19 protein-coding genes are annotated in these 24,175 nt (G+C 55.6%); 8 read left to right on the forward strand and 11 right to left on the reverse strand.

Annotation, left to right across the window (positions count from 1 at the left end):
• The first annotated feature begins 341 nt into the window (after positions 1-341).
• Positions 342-530 (forward strand): hypothetical protein, encoded by a 189-nt coding sequence (locus tag KIS77_17765; GenBank protein MCW5924174.1) that lies wholly within the window; start codon positions 342-344, stop codon positions 528-530.
• Between the two features lie 84 nt (positions 531-614).
• Entirely contained in the window at positions 615-1,895 is a 1,281-nt protein-coding gene (locus KIS77_17770; protein ID MCW5924175.1) for an acetyl-CoA hydrolase/transferase family protein, read from the forward strand.
• Here the strand turns inward: KIS77_17770 and KIS77_17775 are convergent.
• Positions 1,876-2,907, reverse strand: a complete 1,032-nt coding sequence (locus tag KIS77_17775) for an AI-2E family transporter (protein ID MCW5924176.1) — start codon at positions 2,905-2,907, stop codon at positions 1,876-1,878. The two genes, KIS77_17770 and KIS77_17775, sit on opposite strands and share 20 nt — an antisense overlap.
• Before the next feature lie 65 nt (positions 2,908-2,972).
• A complete protein-coding gene (locus tag KIS77_17780) occupies positions 2,973-3,407 on the reverse strand; it encodes an Hsp20/alpha crystallin family protein (protein ID MCW5924177.1) in 435 nt (144 codons plus the stop codon).
• Between the two features lie 283 nt (positions 3,408-3,690).
• Here KIS77_17780 and KIS77_17785 point away from each other — a divergent pair, with 283 nt between their 5' ends.
• The gene (locus KIS77_17785; protein ID MCW5924178.1) at positions 3,691-5,778 is read left to right on the forward strand and encodes a PQQ-dependent sugar dehydrogenase; all 2,088 of its coding nucleotides are present in this window, start codon (positions 3,691-3,693) and stop codon (positions 5,776-5,778) included.
• 97 nt (positions 5,779-5,875) lie between these two features.
• Here the strand turns inward: KIS77_17785 and KIS77_17790 are convergent, their stop codons facing one another.
• Positions 5,876-8,533 (reverse strand): transglycosylase domain-containing protein, encoded by a 2,658-nt coding sequence (locus KIS77_17790; protein MCW5924179.1) that lies wholly within the window; start codon positions 8,531-8,533, stop codon positions 5,876-5,878.
• Positions 8,534-8,726: 193 nt separating this feature from the next.
• The gene (locus KIS77_17795) at positions 8,727-9,929 is read right to left on the reverse strand and encodes a beta-lactamase family protein (protein ID MCW5924180.1); all 1,203 of its coding nucleotides are present in this window, start codon (positions 9,927-9,929) and stop codon (positions 8,727-8,729) included.
• Positions 9,930-10,008: 79 nt separating this feature from the next.
• Here KIS77_17795 and KIS77_17800 point away from each other — a divergent pair, with 79 nt between their 5' ends.
• The gene (locus KIS77_17800) at positions 10,009-10,578 is read left to right on the forward strand and encodes a hypothetical protein (GenBank protein ID MCW5924181.1); all 570 of its coding nucleotides are present in this window, start codon (positions 10,009-10,011) and stop codon (positions 10,576-10,578) included.
• A gap of 336 nt (positions 10,579-10,914) precedes the next feature.
• On the forward strand, positions 10,915-11,532 hold the full coding sequence (locus tag KIS77_17805) for a hypothetical protein (protein ID MCW5924182.1): 618 nt from the start codon (positions 10,915-10,917) through the stop codon (positions 11,530-11,532).
• Positions 11,533-11,698: 166 nt separating this feature from the next.
• Here KIS77_17805 and KIS77_17810 read toward each other — a convergent pair whose 3' ends face one another.
• The 4 genes from KIS77_17810 to KIS77_17825 form a co-directional block, all read right to left on the reverse strand.
• Complete coding sequence (locus KIS77_17810; protein ID MCW5924183.1) at positions 11,699-12,517, reverse strand: MotA/TolQ/ExbB proton channel family protein; 819 nt, start codon at positions 12,515-12,517, stop codon at positions 11,699-11,701.
• 86 nt (positions 12,518-12,603) lie between these two features.
• The gene (locus KIS77_17815; GenBank protein MCW5924184.1) at positions 12,604-13,491 is read right to left on the reverse strand and encodes a hypothetical protein; all 888 of its coding nucleotides are present in this window, start codon (positions 13,489-13,491) and stop codon (positions 12,604-12,606) included.
• Positions 13,481-13,765, reverse strand: coding sequence for a hypothetical protein (locus tag KIS77_17820; protein ID MCW5924185.1), 285 nt, complete (start codon positions 13,763-13,765; stop codon positions 13,481-13,483). The genes KIS77_17815 and KIS77_17820 overlap by 11 nt, the downstream gene beginning before the upstream one ends.
• A 179-nt stretch (positions 13,766-13,944) precedes the next feature.
• On the reverse strand, positions 13,945-14,670 hold the full coding sequence (locus tag KIS77_17825; protein ID MCW5924186.1) for a PorT family protein: 726 nt from the start codon (positions 14,668-14,670) through the stop codon (positions 13,945-13,947).
• Between the two features lie 359 nt (positions 14,671-15,029).
• On the opposite strand from KIS77_17825, the gene KIS77_17830 reads away from it, so the two are divergent.
• The 3 genes from KIS77_17830 to recO all read left to right on the forward strand — a co-directional run bounded on the left by KIS77_17830 (position 15,030) and on the right by recO (position 17,456).
• The gene (locus KIS77_17830; GenBank protein ID MCW5924187.1) at positions 15,030-15,617 is read left to right on the forward strand and encodes a sigma-70 family RNA polymerase sigma factor; all 588 of its coding nucleotides are present in this window, start codon (positions 15,030-15,032) and stop codon (positions 15,615-15,617) included.
• Between the two features lie 34 nt (positions 15,618-15,651).
• Positions 15,652-16,656 carry a hypothetical protein gene (locus KIS77_17835; protein ID MCW5924188.1) on the forward strand — a complete coding sequence of 335 codons (1,005 nt, stop codon included), beginning with the start codon at positions 15,652-15,654 and terminating at the stop codon, positions 16,654-16,656.
• A 68-nt stretch (positions 16,657-16,724) separates the two neighbouring features.
• Positions 16,725-17,456 (forward strand): DNA repair protein RecO, encoded by a 732-nt coding sequence (gene recO / locus KIS77_17840; protein MCW5924189.1) that lies wholly within the window; start codon positions 16,725-16,727, stop codon positions 17,454-17,456.
• 6 nt (positions 17,457-17,462) lie between these two features.
• On the opposite strand, the gene KIS77_17845 is transcribed toward recO, so the two are convergent.
• The 3 genes from KIS77_17845 to KIS77_17855 all read right to left on the reverse strand — a co-directional run bounded on the left by KIS77_17845 (position 17,463) and on the right by KIS77_17855 (position 24,017).
• Complete coding sequence (locus KIS77_17845; GenBank protein MCW5924190.1) at positions 17,463-17,864, reverse strand: DUF2721 domain-containing protein; 402 nt, start codon at positions 17,862-17,864, stop codon at positions 17,463-17,465.
• 482 nt (positions 17,865-18,346) lie between these two features.
• Positions 18,347-21,724 (reverse strand): hypothetical protein, encoded by a 3,378-nt coding sequence (locus KIS77_17850; protein MCW5924191.1) that lies wholly within the window; start codon positions 21,722-21,724, stop codon positions 18,347-18,349.
• A 256-nt stretch (positions 21,725-21,980) separates the two neighbouring features.
• Complete coding sequence (locus tag KIS77_17855) at positions 21,981-24,017, reverse strand: glycosyltransferase family 39 protein (protein ID MCW5924192.1); 2,037 nt, start codon at positions 24,015-24,017, stop codon at positions 21,981-21,983.
• Positions 24,018-24,175: the final 158 nt, after the last annotated feature.

Below are 24,175 nucleotides of genomic sequence, written 5' to 3' on the forward strand. Positions count from 1 at the left end.
TCCTGTAAATCTTGTAAATCCTGTCAAAAACCTATAAGCCTGCCAACAGAGTCTTATACGCTTGGGGCTGCCTAAGTTTTTACGGTTTTTTTTTTGGAAACGGAAGATTCGGGGAGATATTGGGGCGCCGCGTTGGCGAAATCTCAAAGGTTTCGCAAACGTGCAAGATAGCGCCCACACGCTGGAGCGGTAGATGGGTGGTTTTTACCACGGGGTGCGCCAACTCGTTTTGCAAACCGCCTTTTTTTCGTCGAGGCCCCACTTTTTTTGTTCAAAAAGTTGCAAATAGCATTTGCATCGTACATTTACCGCCTCAATTGTTCACCATTCCCAACTTTATTATGAGCAAAATTTTTGAAACCATCAAGCAAAAACTGGCTGAAGCCGAAGCAGATGTCTCGAAGTTTTATGGCGGCAACAACGCTGCGGGTGGCCGAGTCAGGAAAGCGATGCAGGAACTGAAAAACCTGGCGACCGAACTCCGCAAAGATGTGCTGGAGGTCAAAAACAGCAGAAAGACATCCAAATAACCGCTAAGCCTAAACTCTGTTGCGCACCTGCAAATGCCGGCCCTTTTTGCCGACTTTGCAGGTGTTTTTATTTGCTCACCTGCCATGCAATACGTCACTGCCGAACAAGCCCTTCAAGTCATTCAGTCCGGCCACCGGGTTTTTGTGCACGGGAGCGCCTGCACCCCGCTTTTTTTGTTGAGAAAATTGGCCGAGCAAGCCCCTCGCCTGCGCGATGTGGAATTGGTCTCCATCAGTCTTTACGGTGATGTGGAGCTCGACAAGCCGAAATATCGCCCGCACTTTCACTTCAACTCGCTCTTCGTATCGGCCAGCATCCGCCAAGCGGTGCAAGAGGGCCGCGCCGACTATGTGCCGGTTTTTTTGAGCGAAATACCCGAACTTTTCAAGCGCGACATCCTGCCGCTCGACGTGGCCTTGGTGCAGGTGTCCGAACCCGACCGACATGGCTATTGCTCGCTCGGCACATCGGTGGACATTGGGCGCTCGGCGGTGAACACCGCCAAATATGTGGTGGCGCAGGTAAACCCCCAAGTGCCGCGCACCCACGGCGATGGCCTGATTCATGTGAGCAGCTTCAACGCGATGGTGTTTCAGGAAGAGCCGCTCCAAGAGGCGCGTTTTGGCAGCGATATCGGGGAGGCAGAGATGAAAATCGGGCATTTGGTGGCCGAATTGATTGACGACCGCAGCACCCTCCAATTGGGCATCGGCACCATCCCCGATGCGGTGCTGCAATGCCTGCACAACCACAAAGACCTCGGCGTGCATACTGAGATGTTTTCCGACGGCATCATCGAATTGGTGGAAAAAGGCATCGTCAACAACCGCCACAAAAACATTCACCCCAACAAAACGGTGACTGCTTTTGCGCTCGGCTCGCGGCGGCTCTACGATTTTGTGGACGACAACCCCTCGGTGGTTTTTCTTGATATTGACTATGTGAATGAGCCTTACATCATCCGCCGCAACGCAAAAGTGATTGCCATCAATAGCGCCATAGAGGTGGATTTGACTGGGCAGGTTTGTGCCGATTCCATCGGCACTTATCAATACTCGGGCGTGGGGGGGCAGATGGATTTTATGCGCGGCGCGGCCATGTCGGAGGGCGGCAAGCCCATCATCGCGCTCACCGCCCGCACGGCCAAAGGCATTCCGCGCATTGTGCCGATGTTGAAACCCGGCGCTGGCGTGGTGACCACTCGGGCGCACGTTCACTACGTCGTCACCGAGTACGGGGTGGCTTATTTGTTTGGAAAAAACCTGCGACAACGCGCCAAGGCACTCATTGACATCGCGCATCCCGACGACCGGGAAATGTTGGAAAAGGCGTGTGTGGAGCGGTTCAAGGCGTTTTCGGAATAACGGTTTTGTCAAACTCCTTTTGATAAATGCGCAGCAGCAGGATGAAGAGCGCAATCAGAATCGGACCAAAGATGAACCCGATGAAGCCAAACAATTTCAGCCCGACAATGACCCCGAACAACGTGATGATGGGATGAACGTGGCCTATCTTTTTCAACAGCCACATCCGGGCCAGATTGTCCACCGAGCCGACCACGATGAAGCCATAGAGGAAAATTATCAACGCTTTGAGCTCCATGCCCTCTGCCAACAGGATGAGCGACAGGGGGATATAGGCCAACGCCACGCCCAGCACAGGCAACATACCTGCCACAAAGGTGATGGCAAACCACAGCCACGGGTTTTCCACGCCCATCAGCCCATACACGATGACCGCCGCAAAACCCTGCACCAAACCCATAAGTGGGATGCCCAGCGCATTGGCCCACACCATGTCGTTGAGCTGGGTGCGGACGTAATCCCGGTTTTCATCCTTGAGCGGCAGCCAGTTGAAAAACGAGCGTTCCATCCGCTCGCTCTCCGTCAGCATGAACCACACGATGAAGTAGGCGGCCAGCAACAGCCCCAAGCCGCCGAGCGTCGCGTTCACGATGCGCTGCGCCTCGGCCATGCCCCAACCGGCCACGTTGTTGATGTTGTCGGGTGTCAGCAAGTCAATGCTGAAGCGGGCTTCCAATTTGCGCAGGATGTCGCTGGCATTCTGAATCAGTTGCTCAGAATTCATCAAGAGCGCAATCAGGCGCTTTTCGAGCATCCCGAAAATCCAATACGCGGGAAAAAGCAGTATCAGAAACGAGGTGAGGAGGAGGGCTGCCACCGCTGCTTTTTTTCGCCATTTCCATTTTTCCGTCAGAAACACCAACGGCCCCCGCAGCAGCACATACAGGGTGTAGGCACCCAACAGCGCCGGAAGGAAAAAGCGGAGATTCCAGAACAGCACCCCAAAAATGACCGCGATGAGCAGCAGCAGCAGCGATTGGCGGACTTGGATGCCGGGTATCTGATTCATCATGGTCGTAAGAAAACAGGCCACCCGAAGCGAGCGGCCTGCTGACAGCAAAATTACCCACTATACTTTTACTTCACCGCTATTTGGGTGGCGGTTTTTTCCTCTGTTTTTTTCTTCGGCAACACCACCTTCAATACCCCGTCGGCATATTCGGCAGAGATGTCGTCGCTTTTCACATTGTCGGGCAGGGTGAACGAGCGGCTGAACGAGCTGTAGCGATACTCCTGCCGCGTGTACTTTTCATCCTTGTCTTCCTTTTCCTCTTTTGATTCGCCGGAGATGGTGAGGTAGCCGCCTTGCACTTCCAATTTGAAGTCCTCTTTTTTGAAGCCGGGAGCGGCCACTTTCAGCTTGAAAGCGTTTTTGCTTTCCGTCACGTTCACGGCAGGCACCGACACACCCTTGACGGCGGGCCAGCGGCCGTTGTCGTCGAAAATGTCATCCATCCAACTTGAAATCGAGGGGAAAAAACTGGTTTCTGGGTTCCATTTAATGAGTGACATAATGACCTCCTTTTGTTTTGTGATTTGGATAAAACCCGTGAGTCGGAATCCATCACAAATATCGGGGCCGCCCTTCGCCAGTGGCAATGACTTCCAATAGGCGCGGCGTTGATTTTGCTCACCGCACTTTGTGTTTCGTCAAGATTTTTTCAGACAACTCGACACGCCACACTTTTCGCCAATCTTGGACACCCGCCACAAGAAGGCTTCCCGCGTATGAGGGCTGTGGGCTACCTTCACCCACCCAATTTTTCGGTTCACCAAACTTCAACCTGCTACCGCCATGCACAAATTGTTCGCCATCGCGCTTGTCTTTTTCACCACGGCTTCTTGGCTTTTGGCCCAGCCCAAAATTCAACTTCAAAATGTCGCCACGGGCTTTTCCCGCCCAGTGGACATCGCGCATTGCGGCGACAGCCGCTTGTTTGTGGTGGAGCAGGCGGGCAAAATTTGGATACTCGACAGCCTCGGCAACCGCCTGCCAGAGGTGTTTCTCGACATTCAGACACGGGTGCGCTCCAACGGCAACGAACAGGGCTTGCTCGGTTTGGCCTTCCCGCCCGACTACGCCACGTCGGGCTATTTTTTTGTCAACTACACGCGCCAAACGGATGGGGCGACCCGCGTCTCGCGCTTCACCCGCGACGCACTCGACCCCAACAAGGCCGACCCCAACAGCGAATTGTTCGTGCTGACCCAAAGCCAGCCTTTTGCCAACCACAACGGGGGCTGCATCAAATTCGGCCCCGATGGCTACCTCTACATCGCGCTCGGCGACGGCGGCTCCGGCGGCGACCCGCAGAACAATGGCCAGAAAAAAAACTCATGGCTCGGAAAAATCCTGCGCATTGACGTGAGCAACAGCAACGCGAGCCAGCCCTACACCGTGCCTGCCGACAATCCCTTCGTGGGCGACGCGACCTACCTGCCGGAAATCTGGTCGTTGGGCTGGCGCAATCCGTGGCGATTTTCGTTCGACCGGCTCACGGGCGAAATGTGGATAGCCGACGTGGGGCAAGGCGCTCGCGAGGAGATTGATTTTGAACCTGCCAACACGCCGGGACGAAACTACGGCTGGCGATGCTACGAGGGCAACGCGGCCTACAACACGAGCGGCTGCTTGGGAGCGAGCAACTACACGCCGCCGGTATTCGACTACACGCACGGCGGGGGCAACGGATGTTCGGTGACGGGCGGCTTTGTCTATCGCGGCTCGAAGTACCCGGATTTGTATGGTTGCTATGTGTTTGCCGACTATTGCAGCGGGCGTTGGTGGTACACGCGCCGCAACCCGAACGGGACGTTCAGCACTTCGGTGCTGGCCAATTTTTCCACCTATCAGTACAGCAGTTTTGGGGAGGACAAGGATGGTGAATTGTATGTGACGCTGCTCGGTTCGGGCAGCGTACAAAGGGTGCGGGAAGTGTGCTCGCCGTTCCAAATAGAATTGACAAAAATCATAAGCCCTGTGTGCGCCCAATCTTTTAGCGGCCTGTTGGAAGTAGGCGCAAGCGGAGGAGCCACCCCTGTCACTTACGCATGGTCGAATGGCACCACTGAGTCTGCCGCTGTTTACCTCAACCCCGGCACTTACACCGTCGCGGTGACGGACGGCAACGGCTGTGTGCGGCGCGACACTTTTGCAATCGAGCAGACGGGGCCGGATGTGCCTGTTTTGGCCGCAGCCGACACGGTGCTGTGCCCCGGTCAGTCCATCGAGCTGACGGCTTCCAACCTGACAGTGCCCAACACCTTGAATTGGTATCTCGACGGGGCGCTTTTCACCACGACCACTTCCTCCGAAAGTAGTTTTTCGCTGTCTGTCACGCAGCCGGGCATCTATGCCGTTTTGGTGGTGGATACTGTTTGTGCGCCCTATTCTGGCGATATCGAGATAACGGAGGAGACGATTCTTCCCCCGTTTGTGGGGCAGGTGGGCGACACGGTGGTGGCATCCGCTCCATGCGAGCAGTGGCTGCTCGACGGCCAGCCCATTCCGGGTGCCTCAGGCAATACCTATATCGCCCAGGCATCGGGATTCTACGAATGTTTGTTCACCTCGCCCAATGGCTGCGTTTACACGCCCGGTTATCAGGTGACGGTCAGCGCGTCGTTCCCGCCCGATGTGCGTCATTTTTCGCTGGCTCCCAACCCGACGAAGGACGAGGTGGTGTTGACGTTGGAGTTGGAACGCTACGAGAGCATCACGCTCTTTTTGAGCGATGTGGGGCAAAAGGTGGTGTATAACCAATCGCGTCAAGGTCAAAAATTGACGGTGCCCATTGACCTTAGGTCGCTTCCCGCTGGGACGTATTTCCTTACGATTCAGACGGATGCGGGACGTTTGGTGAGAAGGGTGGTGAAGAACTGAGGAGGGTTGTTTTTTTAAAAAAAAACACAGAGGCACGGAGACTACTTGGAATTATCCTCCGTGTCTCTGTGCCTCTGTGTTTAACAAAAAACACTTCTCAACGTATCTGGTCGCCAAATGTATCGTCGGGTCGTTTTTTCTTGGCCGGGGCGGCTCTATCCTCATCGAGCTCGTCGTTGTAGATGTCCTTGTAATTGTCTGGGTAAAATTCCTCGTCTCGCGTGGGCGGCGCGGCGCCGTCCGTGTAATTGGCACAGTTGGTCTCTATGCCCAAATCGCCGGGCGGGCGCACAAAACGAGCGTTGAAATCGTAGCCCGAGTTGGGGTCTTTTTCCAAGCGACTGATGAACCCGGCGAAAATGGGTCGGGCCATGCGAGAGCCTTGACCGTCGGAGAGTGTGGTAAAACGAATCCAGCGGTCTTCGCCGCCGACCCAAGTGCCGACCACGAGGCGCGGTGTCACGCCCATGAACCAAGCATCGGTCTGGTTTTGCGTGGTGCCCGTCTTGCCGCCTACCTCGCTTTTGAGGGCGTTGACACCGGGTGCGCCCGTCACATTGTATTTCAACATTTCGAGCATCACATAATTGGCGTTGGGCGGCAGGGCCGGGCGTTCTTCCGGCAACGAGCTGTAAATGCGGCGGCCGTTCTTGTCCCTGATTTCCCGAATGACATAAGGAGTCCCATACACACCTTTGTTTGCGAAAGTGGCATAAGCGGCAGTCATTTCCCACACCGTCAGGTCGGCAACGCCGAGGCAGATGGATGGTTGTTTCGGTATGCGATAGCGACCGTTGGGGCCGAGCGAGGAATCTATGCCCATGTTGTTGCAAAGACCGCGCACAGGCTCGGTGTCGCCCATTTGTTTCATCAAATAGGTGCTGATGGAGTTCACCGAGTTTTTGAGGGCCTCCTTGAGCGTGAGCCGGGCACCGGAGTATGAGTTGGTGGCGTTTTTGGGTGTCCAGTCGGTGATGTTCGTAAAATTCTGATACCGCGCCGGGATGGTCACCGGTTGGTCATAGACGGAAAAGCACGGGCTGATGTGCTGCTGCGCGATAGCGGTGGCATACACGAAGGGCTTGAACGTGGAGCCTACCTGTCGGTCGGTGCGGATGTGGTCGAACTGAAAATGCTTGAAATGAATGCCGCCTACCCATGCTTTCACCTCGCTGGTGGAAGGGTCCATGGCGAGGATGCCTGCTTGCAGGTGCATCCGATGGTAGCGCAGGCTGTCCATAGGCGACATGACCACCGTTTTTTCAAAATTGGGGCTGTCCCACGAAAAAACGGTCATTGGCACTTTGGTGTCGAAAGCCTTTTTGGCCGCTGCTTGCAGGGCGCGATACTGCGTCTTGATTTCCGACCACTCCGGCCCGTTCATGATGCGGCGATAGACAGATGCTTGCTCGGGGGTGACGTAGCCATCCGTTATCATTTTGCTGAGCGCGCCCGCTGTTTTTTCTTCTTCCAACATACGCTTGATGTCGGCATCGCGTAGCTCGAAGTCGTATTTCTGCTGCACGCGCTTGGTGATGGCATCGAAAAATTGCGGGCGGATGTTTTGGTATCGCTCGCTTTCGCGCACCCTATCCCAGAGCGATTCCTTGCGTATCTCGATTTCCTTGGGAGAGGTGTCGCCCGTGCGGTAGGTCCACGGGTCGCGGTTTTTCCAGACTTGGAAAAATCGCTCTTGGAGTTTTTTCATGTGCTCCTGCATGGCGGCCTCGGCGTGTAGCTGATACGCGGGGTCAATGGTGGTGTAGATGCGAAGGCCGTCTTTGTAGATGTTGTATTTGGAGCCATCAGGGCGGCGGCTTTCGGGCGCGTCGAGGATGCGGGCCAAATCTTTTTTCAACTCGGCGCAGAGGTATGGCGCGCGGTCGTCGGTGAAGTTGACTCGCTTGAAACGGCTCATGTCGGGTGGTATCACTTTCACGCGGTCGAATTCCTCTTTGGTGATGAAGCCGTTGTTGTACATCTGATACAGTACTATCCAGCGCCGTTTCATGGCGCGTTCGGGAAAGCGCACGGGGTTGAAATAAGAGGGGTTTTGGAGCATCCCGATTAGCAAGGCGGCTTCCTCGAGGCTCAAGTCCGCTTGGCTTTTCCCAAAATAAACTTCCGATGCCGCGTGAATGCCGTAGGCGTTGTTGATGAAATTGAACTGGTTGAGGTACATGGCCAATATCTCCTCTTTGGTGTAGCTGCGTTCCAGTTTCACCGCCGTAATCCATTCGCGGAGTTTCATGTATATCAACTTGAAGGTCTTTTGCAATTTGCCCATGCCCGCGAAGTCGCGGTCGGAATAGAGCATTTTTGCCAGCTGCTGCGTGATGGTGGAGCCGCCGCCCGCGCTTTGGTCGCGCATGAGGATGGTGCGAAACATCACCCGCGCCACAGCCTTGGCATCAATGCCGCAGTGCTGCCGAAATCGCTCGTCCTCCGTGGCGATGAGCGCATTGACGAGGTGGGGGCTGAGGTCTTCGTAAGCTACCGGGACGCGATTCTCGATGAAGTAGCGCCCCAACACTTCGCCGTTGTTGGCCAACACTTCGCTGGCCAATGCGGAGCTGGGGTCTTCGAGCTCTCGAAACGAGGGGATGGCGGAGAAGCTGATGCTCAAAAACAGGATGATGACGGCCAAAAGGCCGCCTGCCAACAAGCGCCAGGTCCAGCGAACGATGCTGCGATAGAGCGATGCGCGTTTTTCTTGCAGGGCTGCTTTGATAGAGATAAGATGTTGAGGCTCCATGTGCGCGAGGGGTGCTATGAATGGCTTGGGAGGGATTCGGATGCACAAAAGTATTCAGACGCAGGCTTAACTAACACGCCACTGGGCACTTTTAATACATTGCGGCGCCGAGACACAGAGATTTTTTCAAAAACATTGATTTTCAAAAAAATGAAATCTCCGCACGAATTGCTTGAGGGCTCTTGGCGGGCGCTCATCTGCAATCCTTCCACCGCTCGAAGAAGACGGGAATGCACTCTCTGCTCAGTTCCGAGTGCGCGTTGAACAGGATGCACACCCCGATGTCGTCGCGGCGATTGAAGGCTATTTCGCCCTTGAACCCATTCACATAGCCGCCGTGGTAGATGATGGTGTCTGTGCCATCCTGCAACACCCGCCAGCCCAGCGCGTAGGAAGCCGCGTCGCGCTGGAGCCAGTTGGGGAAAATGCGGCGTTCCTTGTCGGTCTTGATGACGGGGCGGAACACGCGGTCGAGCGTTGCCTCCGCGACGATGTCGGGCCGATGCCCAAGCAATACTTGCAGCCATGCGCCCATATCGGCGGCGCTGGCGTTCACCCCGCCGGCGGCCACGGCGTTGTAGTAGCGCGTCGTGATGTCGCCGATTCTCCATCCGGCGGCGGTTTTGAAGTGGGGCAGCGCCCTGTTGGCGGCGAATTGCATGGTGGAGTAGTCGCATGAGGCAGCGTTCATGCCCGCCGGGCGCAGTATTTTTTCAAACAAAAGTTCCTGATATGGCTTGCCGGTGGCTCCGCGCATGACTTCCTCGATGATGCTGAACGCGGCATTCTGATACGCGAAAAAATCGCCTTCCTTGCCTTTTACGGGGGCTTTGGGAAAATAGTCCGTCACGATTTTTCGGATGCTGTAGCCTCGCTCCACGAGGTTGGTGTAGGCATGGTAGGGCAGCCCGGTGGTGTGCGACAGCAGGTGCCAGAGGCGCACGCGCGCGGCCTGTTGGCGGTCGCCCAGCGTGAATTGGGGGAAATGCTTTTGCACTTTTTCATCCCAATCGAGCAGGCCGTCCGCTGCCAGTATGCCCGTCAGCACGCCCGCGAATCCTTTTGACAGCGAGCCGATTCTGAACAGCGTATTGGCATCCACCGAGTCTTGGGTGCCAGCCACTTTCACGCCATAGCCACGCGCGAACACGATTTGCCCGTCTTTCACGACTACCACCGCTGCGCCGGGCGTTTGTGTCAGCGCCATTTCGTTGGCAAAAAACTGGTCGTATTCGTCGAGAAAGGCGCTGAGGTACGGATGAGCGGTGAGCGACTTCGGATGATGAAAGGAAGCCAGCGATTGCGCTGGCGCGTCTGCACAGGTGGGCAGCACGAGTGAGGCGAGGATTATCGCGGCGACCGCGGGCATTTGTGAGAGGATACGGGATGATTTCATGCTGGGGGCGAAAATAGTTCACCAACGAGATTTTGCCAGTCTGTATTTTCCAAAATGTGCCAAGCATTACTTTTGTCCCATGCGAAAACTTGACGACCAACTCAAAGCAGCTATCGCCCGATTGCCAGTCAAAGAAAAAGACAAACTGCTTTTTCGCCTTGTGGCCAAAGATGAAAAATTGGTCAGAAAACTCATCTTCGAACTGCTCGAAGGCGGCGAAACCCGCGACGACCGTGCCGATGAGCTGCGCCAACAGATTGCCAAATATCTGCCCACAACAGGCGCGCTCTATCTCACGCCCGGGCTGCTGCTGCTCGACCTGCGGCATTGGAACGCCCGCATCAACGAGCATGTGCAAGCCACCAAAGACAAATCGGGCGAGGTGAGTCTCGTCGTTTTTCTGCTGGCCGAAGCGTTTCGGCGGCACAACGAAATGCTTCTTCGCTTCCCAGCCCACCGCAGCCAGACTTTCGCGCCATACGTCGTGAAGCGCGTGTCGGTTATTTTGAAAAAAGCCGAAAAATTGCACGAGGACTATTTCATCGAGTTTCGCCGCGAATTGAATGAGTTGCTTGATTTTATTTGGGGCTTCAAGCCTACCGCGCAGCTCGCTCAGCAGGAGGGCCTGCCCAGACGGTGGGAATACTGATGTTGGGCGTGGGGAGGGAAAGGCATCAAAATATACCTTGATTCGCTTGGATTTGTCATCCTTCCAACATTTGACCTCTCCGAGGTTTGTGCGATTTTGGTGCGTTTGCCTTGGGGCGGCCTCCTTGCAAGTACGCTGCAACCCAAGTCGCCTGAAGATGCCAGAAAGACTCAAAGGCTTTCAAAATCTGTTAGTTAATCCTTTGTTTAGTAGCGACTTTGTGGCAAAATCTAATTTATGGAGCACTAAATTTGCCCCACAAAGAATTGGCATGGCACTGTCCCCACAAAGTTGTTCGCACGTTTGCCCGCTTGCCAATCCAGTCCGCCCACCAAGATGACAAAAAGACTTGGGTTAGAGATCTTCGAACGTTTGAAAACGGGTGCCGAGGTACTTGATGCAGATTTTGATGCCATTTTTTCCAAAAAAATCAGGGCACTGTCAGAGGTGCATTTCACGCCTATAAAAGTGGCGCTTGCCGCTGCGGATTTTCTCGTTGACGAGCCGGGCACACGAGTGCTCGATGTGGGGTCGGGCGTGGGAAAGTTTTGCATGATTGGTGCCAGCTGTACCGAAGGGCATTTCACCGGAGTGGAGCAACGCGAGCGCCTGCACCAATTGTCGGTGCGGCTGTCGGAACGCTACCATGTCGCGAACACGCACTTCATCCTGTCCAACATGGTGTATGTTGATTTCAACACCTTCGATGCGATATACCTTTTCAATCCTTTCTACGAAAATATTCTGCAATCGAATCCAATAGACAATTCGGTCAAATTGGACAAAATCCTTTATGCCGTTTACTCGCTGTATGTGCGCCAACAATTGGACACCATGCCCGTCGGGACAAGGGTGGCCACCTATTTTAGTTATCTCGACGAAGTGCCGGACAGTTATGAGATACAGGCTACCGACTTCGACCGAAAGCTGAAGCTGTGGCAGAAAGTGAAGTGAAAACCATTTTTTGGGGTGCGTTCAAGGGGATGCCCACTGTTCTTGGGTTGCAAACAAAAACACCGAGACCCAGCAGCACGCAGCGTCAATTTTTTCAGAATCAACCCTCTCTGTGTGCCTTTGGGTCTCGGTGTTTTTTTGAGAATGCCCCTAATGACCTTTCCAACTACTTGTGAATCCTGTTCACCAGATTCTCTACCACATAGCGCTTCATCCCGGTCTGGAAATCTTCCACGCGCGTTTCGAGTCTTTTCACCAATATGCTCACGACAATGCCCAAGATGATGGCCAGAATCGTGGTGAAAAACGCCGAGCCCATCGAGTCAATCAACGCCTGAATGTCGGTAGAACTCACTGCAGGTGCCACAGGCGTGGCGGCAGGTGTCGCCGTCGTTGTGGCGGCAGCTATCACTGGTTTGGTTTGGCCCATGCTCAATATCGCCGAGGCCATGCCCCACACCGTGCCGAGGAAACCGAAGGTCGGTATCAAAGTCTGGCAAGTGCTGATGAGCCAAAATTCTTTCTCGAGCGATTTGCGCTGCATCTCGCTCACTGTTTCCACCATGGAGAGCGTTTCGCCGGTGGAGCTTTCCGCGCGGAATTTTGTGGTGGCTTGCTTGATGAGGTCGGTCAGCAAACGCGGCCCCATGCGTTTTTCGGCATCAATGGTCTCCAACTTGATGCGGGCCACATCCTCCGGGTAGAGCACATATTGCTCGGCCTCCGGCAGCAACTTGGCCATGTAGGCCCCTTCTTCCTGCTGGATGCGCTGGCTGAGCGCGTGGATGCCAAACAAGCAGATGAAGAAGCAGGCAATCGTGGCGGCCTGTATGATTCCGGCGGGCATTTTGCCGCCCAGCGCGAAGAAGAAGGTTTCTAAGGAAGAGCCAGACGGAGCGGTGTGATAACCGAGCGCCATCAAAGCGGCGATAACGAAAGCAATGCCGAGACCGGCAACAATTTGCAGATTTTTATTGGCAAACATGGCTGAGATGTGTTTGAGTGTTAGAAAAGGTTGAAGTGGTTTTTCAAGAGTTGGCAGGAATCCCCCGTGCACCGTCCATTGGTTGATTATCCCCACTTTCCGCTCCTGCCTGATGGTTTGGTGGCAGGTGCCGGTTTTGAATCGGGCGTGGTGGGAGCGTTCTGTGTCGGCTCCGTTTCCGATTTGGTGGCGACGGGCAGGCGTGACTGGTATTGCAATCCCGAGGCACTTACTTTGAGCGTGCCAGCAGATACCCAATCGCTCGCAGCGCCGTTCACAGCGTACGCACCAAAGTTGTAGGACAGCGATTTTTGACCGGGAGGCACCAACTTGCCAAACAGGCTGAAGGGTTTGGCGCCACCACCTCGCTGACCACTTTTCACGCGCACCAGCACTTCATAGGTCCCCGGCTCTATTTCCGACTGATAGAAATAGTTCAGCGCCTTCTCATACTTGAAGCCATTGTCCTGAAACTTGCTTGCGCGACCCGGCTTCCAAGTACGATTGCCTTGCCGAAGCATGAACTCCACCGATTGTTTCGACTGGTCGGCTTGTTGCAACAAGATGACGACCGCACCTTTGGTCTGCTTCATCAAATCCACCGCGACAGGGTCGGATGGCGGAGATGGCGGATGGGGCACTGTGGATGGGGGAGCGGGCGCAGGGGTGGTCGGTTTGGGGGGCGACGGCTGTGGAGTGGTTGGGTTGGGCTTTTCATTGGGGACGGAAGGCTTGGTCGGCTCCACAGGTCTTTGCCGATAAGTGCCCGGGCCGACGGCAGGAGCAGGCTTGGTTTTGTTGGGCGCCTTCTCCTCTTTTTTCGCCACCTTTTCTTTTTCGGGCGGATTGACTGGCGTGGGTGGCACTCCCATGAGGCGCGTGTTCAGAAAATTGAGAACGATGAACACGCTCAATGCGCCAGTCAGGATGTCGAGCGCCGACACAAAAAGCGGATTGAAACCTTTATTTGTCATGGCTTGCGATGTTGATGGATTTGCGGGTTTGAGGTTGTAGGGGCTGCCGCGAGGCGAAGGGCACTGCCGAGCGAGGCGATGCTTGCTGTTTTGCATTGCACCATTCGCAGCGTTCGGCCTCGGCGGGATTGGGGTGCCGGCAGTTCCAGCAAGGCAGCGTCGTGTCTGACTGGCTGGCTTGCGATGTCGGGTTCGCCGGAAGTTTGAAGTTGCAATGGCCGCATCGCGCCGCGTGGGTGGGCGGCGTGGGGTGGCCGCAGTTCGGGCAGTTCATATCGAAAGAAGTTGAGTGAGTTGAAGGGGGGAGGGGGCTACACCATCCCAATGGACGCCGATAAGGAAACACAGAGGCACGAAGGGGCACGAGTTTGCCGCTTAAAAAGAAAACGTCCGGGAAGGGTTGACAGCTTTTTTAAACATTCTCACTCCCCGCCTTCACCCCCCTTCAATCCCTTATTGACCAATGTAGTGCATATACGACACACCGACCAGCAGGTTCCGGTTTTTCAGGCCGTCCACGTTGAGATTTTTCAGACCGTGCGTGTAGCGGAGGTCAATGCCGATTTCGCCATTTTCGAGCAAGAAGAGCAGGCCCGCGCCAGCATTGAGGCTGAAATCAAAACCCTTGTAGGTGTCGAAGCGACCCGAGCCCATCTCGATGCCATACTCAAAACGGTCGGCGCCTATGTCAATTTGGCCGTCGCTGACCGGGAACTCGTAGGTGATTTCCTCGCGGCCTTTGCCCTTGAATCCGAAGGACAGCCCGGGGCCAAGTGCCACATAAGCGCCGACATTGCCCCCGCCAAAGTTTTTCTCCACCATGATGGGCACGTCCAGATAATTGAGCGTTTCTTTTTGACGGTAATCCACCACCCGATAGTCAGCGGGATACCCAAAAGCGGGGCCATCCCAGTAGATGGTGCTTTTGCTGCGCAGATTGGCACCGCGCTGGGTGAAAGCCACTTCGGGTTGCAACGTGAAACGGTTGCCAAGGTTGATTTCCATGAACGCCGCCATGCTCATACCGGGGCGCAGCGAAGCGTTATAGATGTCGTTGTACTCCCGGTTGAGTTTAAAGGTGGAAAGACTGACACCGGGACGTATGCCAACGCCGCTTATTTGAGCGTTCAACACTTGGAAGAAAAGGAGTGACAACGGAAGCAAAAACAATTTTTTCATGACTTGCAGTTTTTTTGTGCGTGATGATTTTCGATTGTTGTTGCTGCTTTGTGCAAGATGCTCCCCACAAGTAACCCCCCGCATTTGACATTTAGGAAAATGGTAACGAAAACGCCCGCTGAAAGACCCAAACGTTAAGAAACAATTCGATTCTTAACAGCTGCGCCCCTACTCATCCACCCGAAGTCCTTTCCAAAGGACTTATACACCCCACTGATTGACAGTTTTTTGTGGACAAAATTTGCTGGGACGGACTGGCCGTTTTCAACATCCTGCAAACCTTGCAAATCCTGCCAACCCAAAAATCCTCCCGTCAATGCAGAAAACACTTGGTTACCTTTCGCCCATCAACTGCACTAATGACAACCCACACGAATTGGACCGACGAATCGCTCCTTGCCGCCATTCAAAGCGGCGGAGCAGCACGCGAATCCGCCCTTCGGCACATCTATCTTTTCCCCGGGCTGCGAGAGACCGTCGTTCGGCACATACTCGACAACGGCGGTAGCCGCAGCGACGCCCAAGATGTTTTTCAAGAAGCGCTCGTGCTCTTCGACCGCAACTTGCGCGAAGGAAGATTTGAAGGCAAAAGCGCATTGGCCACCTATTTCGTGGCCATCGCCAAATGGCGTTGGGTCACCTTGCGCCGCCAGCAAGGTCGCTATCAGGAACTTTCGCCCGCCCAATACGATGGCACGGTGGAAAGTCCAGAAGCCGACACACTTCGCAACGAGCACCGCGAACTGTTGGCCGAGGCGATGGGGCACATCGGCGAGCGATGCCGCGAATTACTGCGCCGCTACCAGTTGGACTACTCGATGGAAGAAATCGCGCGCGAAATGGGCTATGCCAATGCCGAGACCGCCAAGAAAGAGGCTTATCGCTGTCGTATGCGCCTGCGCGAGCTTCTGGAAAACCACCCGCTTTGGACGGAATATCTTGGTTAGCCCCCCAAAAACCATTCTAAATCCTGTACGCACCATGAACCACGACGAAATACTTTTCGACAAAATAGAAGCCTATCTGCGAGGCCGCCTCTCCCCAGCAGAAGCATCGGCTTTTGAAGCGGAAATAGCCGCCAACCCCGTGTTGGCCGCACTGGTAAAAACCCACCGCATGGAACGGGAAGGGCTGGAATGGCTCGTCGAGCGAGACCTGTTGACCAAAATGAGCAGATGGGAACGAGACACCATGCGCGGCGACATCCCCTCGAAACAACCCATCGCCCGCGTGCGGAGACGGGCGATGTGGTGGGCAGTAAGCATAGCCGCCACCCTGACCGCCGCGTTTTTTGGCTGGTGGCTCTTGCAACCCCAAGCAGACATAGGCGGCCCCACTCCCATCGTCAGCGCGCCCTCGACAAAGCCTCCCGCCACCACCGCGCCACCAAAGTCTCCAAAACCTTCACCCAAACCACCTGCCTCCACCCCTCCGACCAAAGAAAAAGAAGACGAGCGCGTGGCAGAGCTGCCACAGCCCAAGCCGTCAGTGCCTTCCACCCCACCACCTACCCAACCTACCGCGCCCGCACCCTACACTCCCCCCCCCAACTACCCCGCGCTCGCCGCCACGTTTTACCGGCAAGCCGATTTCATTCAGGAATCAAACACCCCCACAAACGGCGATGCACCCGGCTACGGTCAGGCGCTTGACAACTTCAAATCCGGCAAGTATGCGGAAGCGGAAAAATGGCTCAAACCTAAAAGCCAACAAGGCGCAGATGCACTGAAAAACAAAGAGTTGCTCGCCCATTCTCTCTACCAGCGCGGCCAATATGCCGAGGCGCTCACCTACTTCCGGCAACTCTCTGGCGCCAGCGATAAAGCCATCGCCGAACGCTCCGAGTGGGCAATGGCCCTCACCCTGCTCCATCTGATGCCTGCCCAAAAAGCCCTTCTCGACCGCACGCTCGACCGAATAGCTGCCCAGCCCAACCATGCTTTTCAGGCAAAGGCAAAAGCATTGAAGGTGAAAGTAGGGCAGTAAAAAGCGACAATTTGAAATGCACCCTAGAGAATCTTACCTTGTGGCGAGGTTTGCAAATCACCCACATCATGCTTTTGTCCACGCGCGGCATTGTATTTCGCTCGATGAAATACGGCGAGACAAGCGTCATCGCTGACATTTTTACCGAAGAAAAAGGGCTGCATTCGTTCATTGCCGGCAGCGTCCGCACGGCGAAGGCTCGAATGCCGTACAGTCTTTTTCAACCCATGACGGCGGTTGACATGGTGTGCTACTACCGCGAGGGGACAGGCTCCCTCCATCGCCTGAAAGAATTTCGCGCTGCCGAGATTTGGGCTCAAATCCCTTTTGACATTCGCCGGGGAGCCGTGGCACTTTTCATGGCGGAGGTGTGTCGAAAAAGCATCCACGAGGCGGAGGAAAACCGCGAATTGTTCGAGTTCCTGCTGGACAATCTGCGCTGGCTCGATAGCACCCCCCACCCTATCGCCAACCTGCACCTGCATTTCCTGCTGTCCCTTTCGGGGTTTCTTGGTTTTCAGCCACAAACAGATATGGCAGAGGAGCAGGCAGAGTTGTTTTTTGATTTGAAAGAAGGCTCCTTCAGCCCTGTGCCGCCCCTACAATCACATTATTTGGAGCCATTGCAAACCGCCCAATTGGTGGCGCTGCTGCGCAGCCCGCTCCAGCTTTGCCACGAAATCGCCCTGAACAAGGCCGAGCGCAAGTCCCTATTGCAACGGCTTTTGCAATTCTACCAGCTCCATGTGCCGGGATTCTCGGACATCCACACGCCAGAGGTGCTTGAAATGGTACTCTGAGGCGCATCACCTTTTTTCCATTTCCTCCAATTCGCGCAACAATACCCGCAGCGCACCCGCCGACAGGAAAATCTCCATGAGACTGATAACCAAAGAGGCCATCATCAGCAAAAGGCTGAGCGCAAAGAGGATTTTTGCCCAAATCTGCCAGCCCTCGTAAATGAAAAACATGGTAACAACACAGACCAAGATGCTCGCCACGCCAAACACCTGCATCCACCGAATCAGCATCAGGCGGCGGCGAAGGCTGTGAATTTGGCTAAAAAGATGATGTTGCTTGTTGTGCTCGTAGTCCGACACCAGCTTGCGGATGAGATTGGCAATGGCCAAAAACTTGTTGGTGTAAGCGATGAGCAGCAGCGAGACGGCGGGAAAAAGCAAGGCGGGGGTCTGAATCGGTAAATCCATGAAGTGTACTTTTGAAATGAAACACCCATAGAAACGTCGCTCTTGCAAAGCGTCACCACAAAAAGAGCACATCCCAATTTGTCGCAAAATATACCTTGATTCACCAGCGATTCTCGCTTTGCTGGGTTCTGAGGTGTCATCCCGGAAGCATGGAGGGGTGACATCTCAAAAACAGGCCGAGGTGTCACCTTTTTCGTTCCTCAAAAGATGACACCTCTTACAAACCGAGAATAGCTGTTGATTCACCGGGGGTTGTCAGTTCACCACGATGGATGTCCTTGATTTTGAACAGTTGGCGGCACGAGGTATATATGGCGCGGAATGGCTTTCCATACTTCCCCGAAATGGAACGCCTCACCGGGATACCATGCCGGGCTACAAATGGCGATATTTTGCCCCCCCCACAAAAAGCAGCCCCCGCACGGGCAAACCATGCGGGGGCTTTCAAACATTTTTTGTAAAATGCCCGAATCACGCAGCCATCAGAATTTGGTGATTTTCAGCGTGCGCAACGACCCATCCGGGAATCGGATACGCGCCATGTAAAGTCCAGAGGGCAGCGCAGCGACGGGCAATTCCTCGTAGTGCAGCTTGCCTGCCGGTATGGTCAATGCGCGCAGCACCTCGCCTTTGGTGGTGATGAGTTCTACCGTCACGTCGCCATCGTATTGCGCCACGTTTTTGATAATGAGCACATCCGATACTGGGTTGGGGTTGATGGCTACCGCCGCGGTGAGCGATACCTCGAGGTCCACCGAGCGAATAGGCGAGAAACTTTCCAGCCCGCCCGTGTTCGTGCGCTTCACGCGGTAGTAGTTTTTGCCCATCACAGGCGTTTGGTGCAAGAAACTGTAATGATTGGGCTTGGTCGCGTCGCGTTTGCCCATGATGTTCGTGGCAGGCACCCAATCCACCATGTTGGTAGAATGCTGCACGGTGTACATATATTGGTCGAGCTCGGGCAGCGTGGTAGTCCATTGCACGTTCACCGCATTGGAGCCTGCGAGGCTTGCGCTGAGGTCGCCCGTGAAGTCGGGACAATTGGAAGAACCAGCGGGCACAACGGTGATGGTCACGATGTTCGATTCAAGGAACGTGACGCAACCTGCCCGACGCGCACAGCGCATATAATAGGCATTTTGAAACAACGGGCCGGGCTGATAGGTGGCGTTGGTAGCGCCGGGAATGGCCACCCAGTTGGGCGCGGACTGACCGATTTGCAACAGCTGTAGCCACTGATATTCGATGGTGCCGCTACCGCCCCACGGCGTGAGCACATTGTAAATCAACGCGGGTGTTTCCCCTTCGCAGATGGTTTGATTGCAGCATATAGTGCCAGCGTTGAGCACATTGTCGCAGAAAATATGGATGCCCGCATCAAAGCAGAGATTGTCCGTTTGGCCTGCCACGATGGTGAATGGGTCGGTGTTGCCATTTTGCTTGGCATCGCTGTCCTTGCAGTCGTTGTTCACATAGTCTTTCTTTGTGAACTGGTACCCCTGCGGGATGCCGCTGAAATTGATGATGTAAACACCCGGCGTGACGCAAACAAACTCGTATTTGCCATTGGCGTTAGTGGTCGTCGTCTGCACGGTTTCGTCGTCCGAAGTTCCGAACACCCCATCTGGCCCCGCTTTGATGAGTTTGACCGTGACGTTGGGCACGCCGTCCGTTTCGAGCGGATTTTGGAAGCCGTCTTGGTCATTGTCGTACCAAACGTAGTCGCCCAATTTGATGCCGTTGTTGGTCAGCCCGATATTGAGCGAGGCAGTGGCCGTGCAACCTGCGGCATCCGTCACCGTGACGCTGTGCGGACCAGCCGAAAGATTGGAGGCGGTGGCGGTGGTCTCGCCGTTGTCCCACAAATAAGTATATCCGCCCGCCCCGCCGACGGCGCTGGCTGTGGCGCTGCCGGGCTGGTCGCACTTGGCGTTTGCCGAAGCCGTGATGATGACGCTTGGCAGCATCGGCCCGCCGATGGTGACGGTGAGTGTGGCCGTGCAGCCTGCCGCATCCGTCACTGTGACGGTGTAGTCGTCGGCAGCAAGATTGATGGTAGTGGCATTGATGGAGCCGCTATCCCACACATAGGAATAGGGCGGTGTGCCGCCGGAGGCGGCTACCGTAGCCGAGCCGCCCATGACACAGGTGGCGTTGGTGACATTCACCAGCTGCACGGTGGGCGCATCTGGCTGGGTGATATTGACCATGCCAGTAGCCGAGCAACCACCCGCGTCCGTCACCGTGACTTTGTGTGTGCCAACCGCAAGATTGGTGGCAGTGGCCGTCGTCTGGCCGTTGTCCCACAAATAAATATAAGGTGGGGTACCGCCGCTCGGTTGGGCAGTCGCGCTGCCGCCAGCGGTGCAAGTTGCGTTGGCGTTCACTACCACGTTCACCATGGGGCCTTGACTTTGGCCTATGGTGACGAGCGCGGTCACGATACAGCCCTTCGTATCCGACACGGTGACCGTGTGTGGCCCCGCACCGAGATTGGTGGCGGTGGCCGTCGTCTGACCATTGTCCCACAGGAAGGAGTAAGGAGGCGTGCCGCCGTTGCCAGCAGCGGTGGCGCTGCCGCCCATGAGGCAGTCCGCGTCGTCCACCAAAGTGGCAGTGGCTGTCAATGGAGGCGCGGCGGGTATATTGACCGTGCCAACGCCCGTGCACCCAGTGGTGATGTCAATGACGGTGACGGTGTGGTTGCCAGCGGTCAAATTGGTGGCGGTGGCCGTCATCTGGCCGTTGTCCCAAGAATAAGCGTAGTTGCCCGTGCCGCCTGATGCCGAGGCCGTCGCCCCGCCTCCAATCGTGCACCCCGCATTGCTATTGACGGTCGTCGTCACCACGAGACTACTCGTGGTACTATCAATGGTGACCATAGCGGAGCAGGTGCAATCGTTGGCATCCGTGACGGTGACACCATAGGTGCCGGGCAGCGCGTCAATCGTGAAATTGGTGGAACCCGTGCTCCACAACACTGTGTAGGGCGGCGTTCCGCCGGAAGGAGCAACGGTTGCCGAGCCTTTCAGTCCGCATGCCCCGGGAGTGGAGGAAGCGTTGCAGAGCAATTGCGGTGGCTGTGTGATGGTGACAACATGGAAGTTGGAGCAGCCATTGGCATCCGTCACCGTGACGGTGTAGGTGCCGGGGGCAAGGTTGAACACATCTTGCGTGGTGGCACCCGTGTTCCAGATGTAGGTGTAAGGGGGCGTACCCGACATGGGGCCGATGTGCGAAAAACCGTTGTTGAGACCAAAGCAGGTGACATTGGAGGAACTATCCATCAGCCACACGCCCTCGTCCCAGAAAACGACCTCACAGCTGTCCGCTTTTGTGCAACCATTGGCATCCGTCACCGTGACGGTGTAGATGCCAGCATCCAAGCCGGTGATGAGCGGCGTGGTCTGTCCGTTGCTCCACAAATAAGTGTAGGGAGGGGTGCCATTGGCCGGAATCACCTTGGCCCAACCATCCGGCACGATGTCGCAAATTTGGCTTTCGCACGATGCCTCCACGAAGAGCGGGGTGGGTTGGGTGATGGTGATAGTGCCTACCGCGTAGCCGAGGTCAATGTCGGTGGCCGTGACGCTGTAGGTGCCGGGGGCCAAGCCCGTGACGGTTGCGGTCGTCGCGCCATTGCTCCATTGGTAGGTGTAGGGGGGCCAGCCGCCGCCGCCGACTGCTGTGGCTGTGCCGTTGTTAGCCCCATTGCAGGTGACATTGGTGCCCGTGACGGTCACGGTGACTGGCTGCGCTTGAATGAACGAAGGCAATAGGAGAAGGAGAGCCAATAATCCGCCAAAAGAGAGGGGGGCGCTGCTTGCTCGGAAATTGAGATGAGTAAATGTTCTTCCCATGGGAGAGGGTGTTGTTTAGTAATCGGAAAAAAAATTACGCATGCGGGATTAAAAAGCACCTGAAAACGAGCGGCTTGCACATACGACAAGCACGTTTCGCAACGCGGGCGGGGGAGGTGGAGGATTGAAAAATTAAGGCGAGATTACAGAAATGCTTATGCGTGACAAAATTAGCGTTTTAATATGTAGCGACGCACCATGACTTTCATTTTTAACAACAAAGTGAAGTTGTGTCGCGCAAATTACCGTTTTGCGGTTACTTCCTGCCTCGCTCTTCCACGATTTTCGGGTTGATTTCCAGCGCCTTGCGTAGGGCTTCCTCGCCCTTGGCCGCATTGCCCACTGCGCGGTAGGCCAAGTGAAGGTCGAACCAATAGGTCGCGTTGTCTGGCTCAAGCGCCACCGATTTCTCGAACCACATCACCGCGTCGGCTCCTTTGCCCTGCACCCCGTTGGCCACACCGAGCAGTCGCGCCGTTTCGCCGTCTTCGGTGTTGAGTTGCCACGACTCGCTCAGGTAGGTCATGGCTTGGCGCAAATCGCCGCGTTGCTCCCCGTGATACTTGCCCCCATCGCGCAACACCAACGCCAGCGCCTTTTTGATTTTGAGGTCGCCTTCGGCCAACTGCCATGCGCGGCGGTAGTCCTCCACCGCGGCATCGTAGTTTTTCAAATAATAATTACAACCGCCTCGGCTCATGTACGCATCCTTGTAATTCGGGTACAGCTGGATGGCCTTGTTCAGATACATCATGGCTTGGGTACAGATTTCGGAGCGTTCCACCTCGTTTTTTTCTTTGGAGGCGCGGTCAAACAGCACCCCGCCGCAGGCATTGTGGATTTTCGCGCTGTTGAGCGAGACCTTCACATCGGTGAAAAAGAGTTTTTCGTTGCTTGCCCAAGCCGGGTTGCGCGTCACCGTCTTGAATGCGTAAAGCAAGGCGAGTATGCCGAAAATGCCGAGCGCGACCTGCATGTTTTTTCCAAAATAATGAATCAGCAGTGCCGCCACCGCGATGCAGAATCCCACAGAGGGCATGAACACAAAACGGTCGCCCATCAGCGTGCCGACCGGAAAAACGATGTTCGACACGATGCTGATGGTCAGCAGGTAAAACAAAATCCCGAAGCGCACGGGGTCGCGCCGACGCAGGCCGCTCAGGGCATAGATGGCCAAAAAAACATACAACGCCAGCCCCAGCAAGGCGCCCGGGCTGCCAAAGCGGAGCATCTCAATCTGTTTGGGGTAATAGTCGTGCGTGAGCGGGTGCGGCACGAAAAGCAGCTGTACATATTTGAGCAGGGTGAAAAAGACCGTTGCCAATTTTTCGGAAAAAGCCCACGGCACCCACTCGTTCCCCTCTATTTTGAGGAAGGGGTTGTTCATCAATTCCATCGGCACGCGCCCTCCCACGAGTTTGGGCCAATGCAGCACGTTGCCGCGAATGACAAAAAAAACGACAAAGGCGACCAAAAGCGGCAGCGCGTATTTCCAAACGGAGGGACCTGCCTGCTGTTGAGCCGCTTGCGACGGGCGAAAAAACCACAAAGCCAACGGCACCACCGCCAAAAACGTGACCGCGTTTTCTTTGGAGAGGCAGGCGAGAAAAAACGAGATGCCCGCGGCGAGCGCCCACGCGACTTTTCGCGTGTCGAAAAATTTCAGGGTAAAATACAAGGCACCGAGACTGCCAAGCAAGGTAGCGATTTCGTCGCAGCCCTTGATGTTGGCCACCACCTCCACATGGATGGGATGCACCGCGAAAAGCACCGCCGCCATCCACGCCAGCATGAGCGAGTAATCGGCCCCAAAACGAGGCACAAACAGCAACAGCAACGTGCGGTACAGCACCACGCACGTCGCCGCGAACAGCAGCACCGTGAGCAGGTGAAACACCACGCTATTCTCACCAAAAAACTGAAAAACAAGGGCAAACAGCATCAGCGTCAGGGGGCGGTAGCGCCCGCCCATCACCAACTCGGCCTTGCCCTCCACCTTGAAGTAGCCAAAAAACGTGTCCTTCGTGAGGATGCCCGCGATGCCCTCCGTGCCTTTTTGGGTGAACATGTTGTCATTGATGACGATGGAGTCGTCGAGCACGAAACCGTGCGTGAGCGTGTTGGCGTATAGCAAAAACGCGAGCGCGAATATCAGCCCGCTTTGCAGGAGGGTGCGCTTGAAAAAATCGGCGGCGACGATGGCCGGCGGCTGATAGATGGCCTGCTTGGGGGCGTTGACCGCACGCGAGGGCGCAGCGGCGGGTCTGGGCGCGGGCTTCCGATGTTTCGACATTTTTTAAACGCAATTTTTGGCACCGCGAAAAAACGAAGAATTCTCAACTCCTCCGCAATAGTGTTCGCCGCCACCCATTTGAGCGCCCCGCCCGCGCCCGCCCGTATCGGCGCGGGCGGACAGCCGGACGGAAACGTTGCGGGGTCGTTAGCCCCCCC

The organism is Saprospiraceae bacterium, from assembly GCA_026129545.1.
In the GTDB taxonomy this organism is placed as follows: domain Bacteria; phylum Bacteroidota; class Bacteroidia; order Chitinophagales; family Saprospiraceae; genus M3007.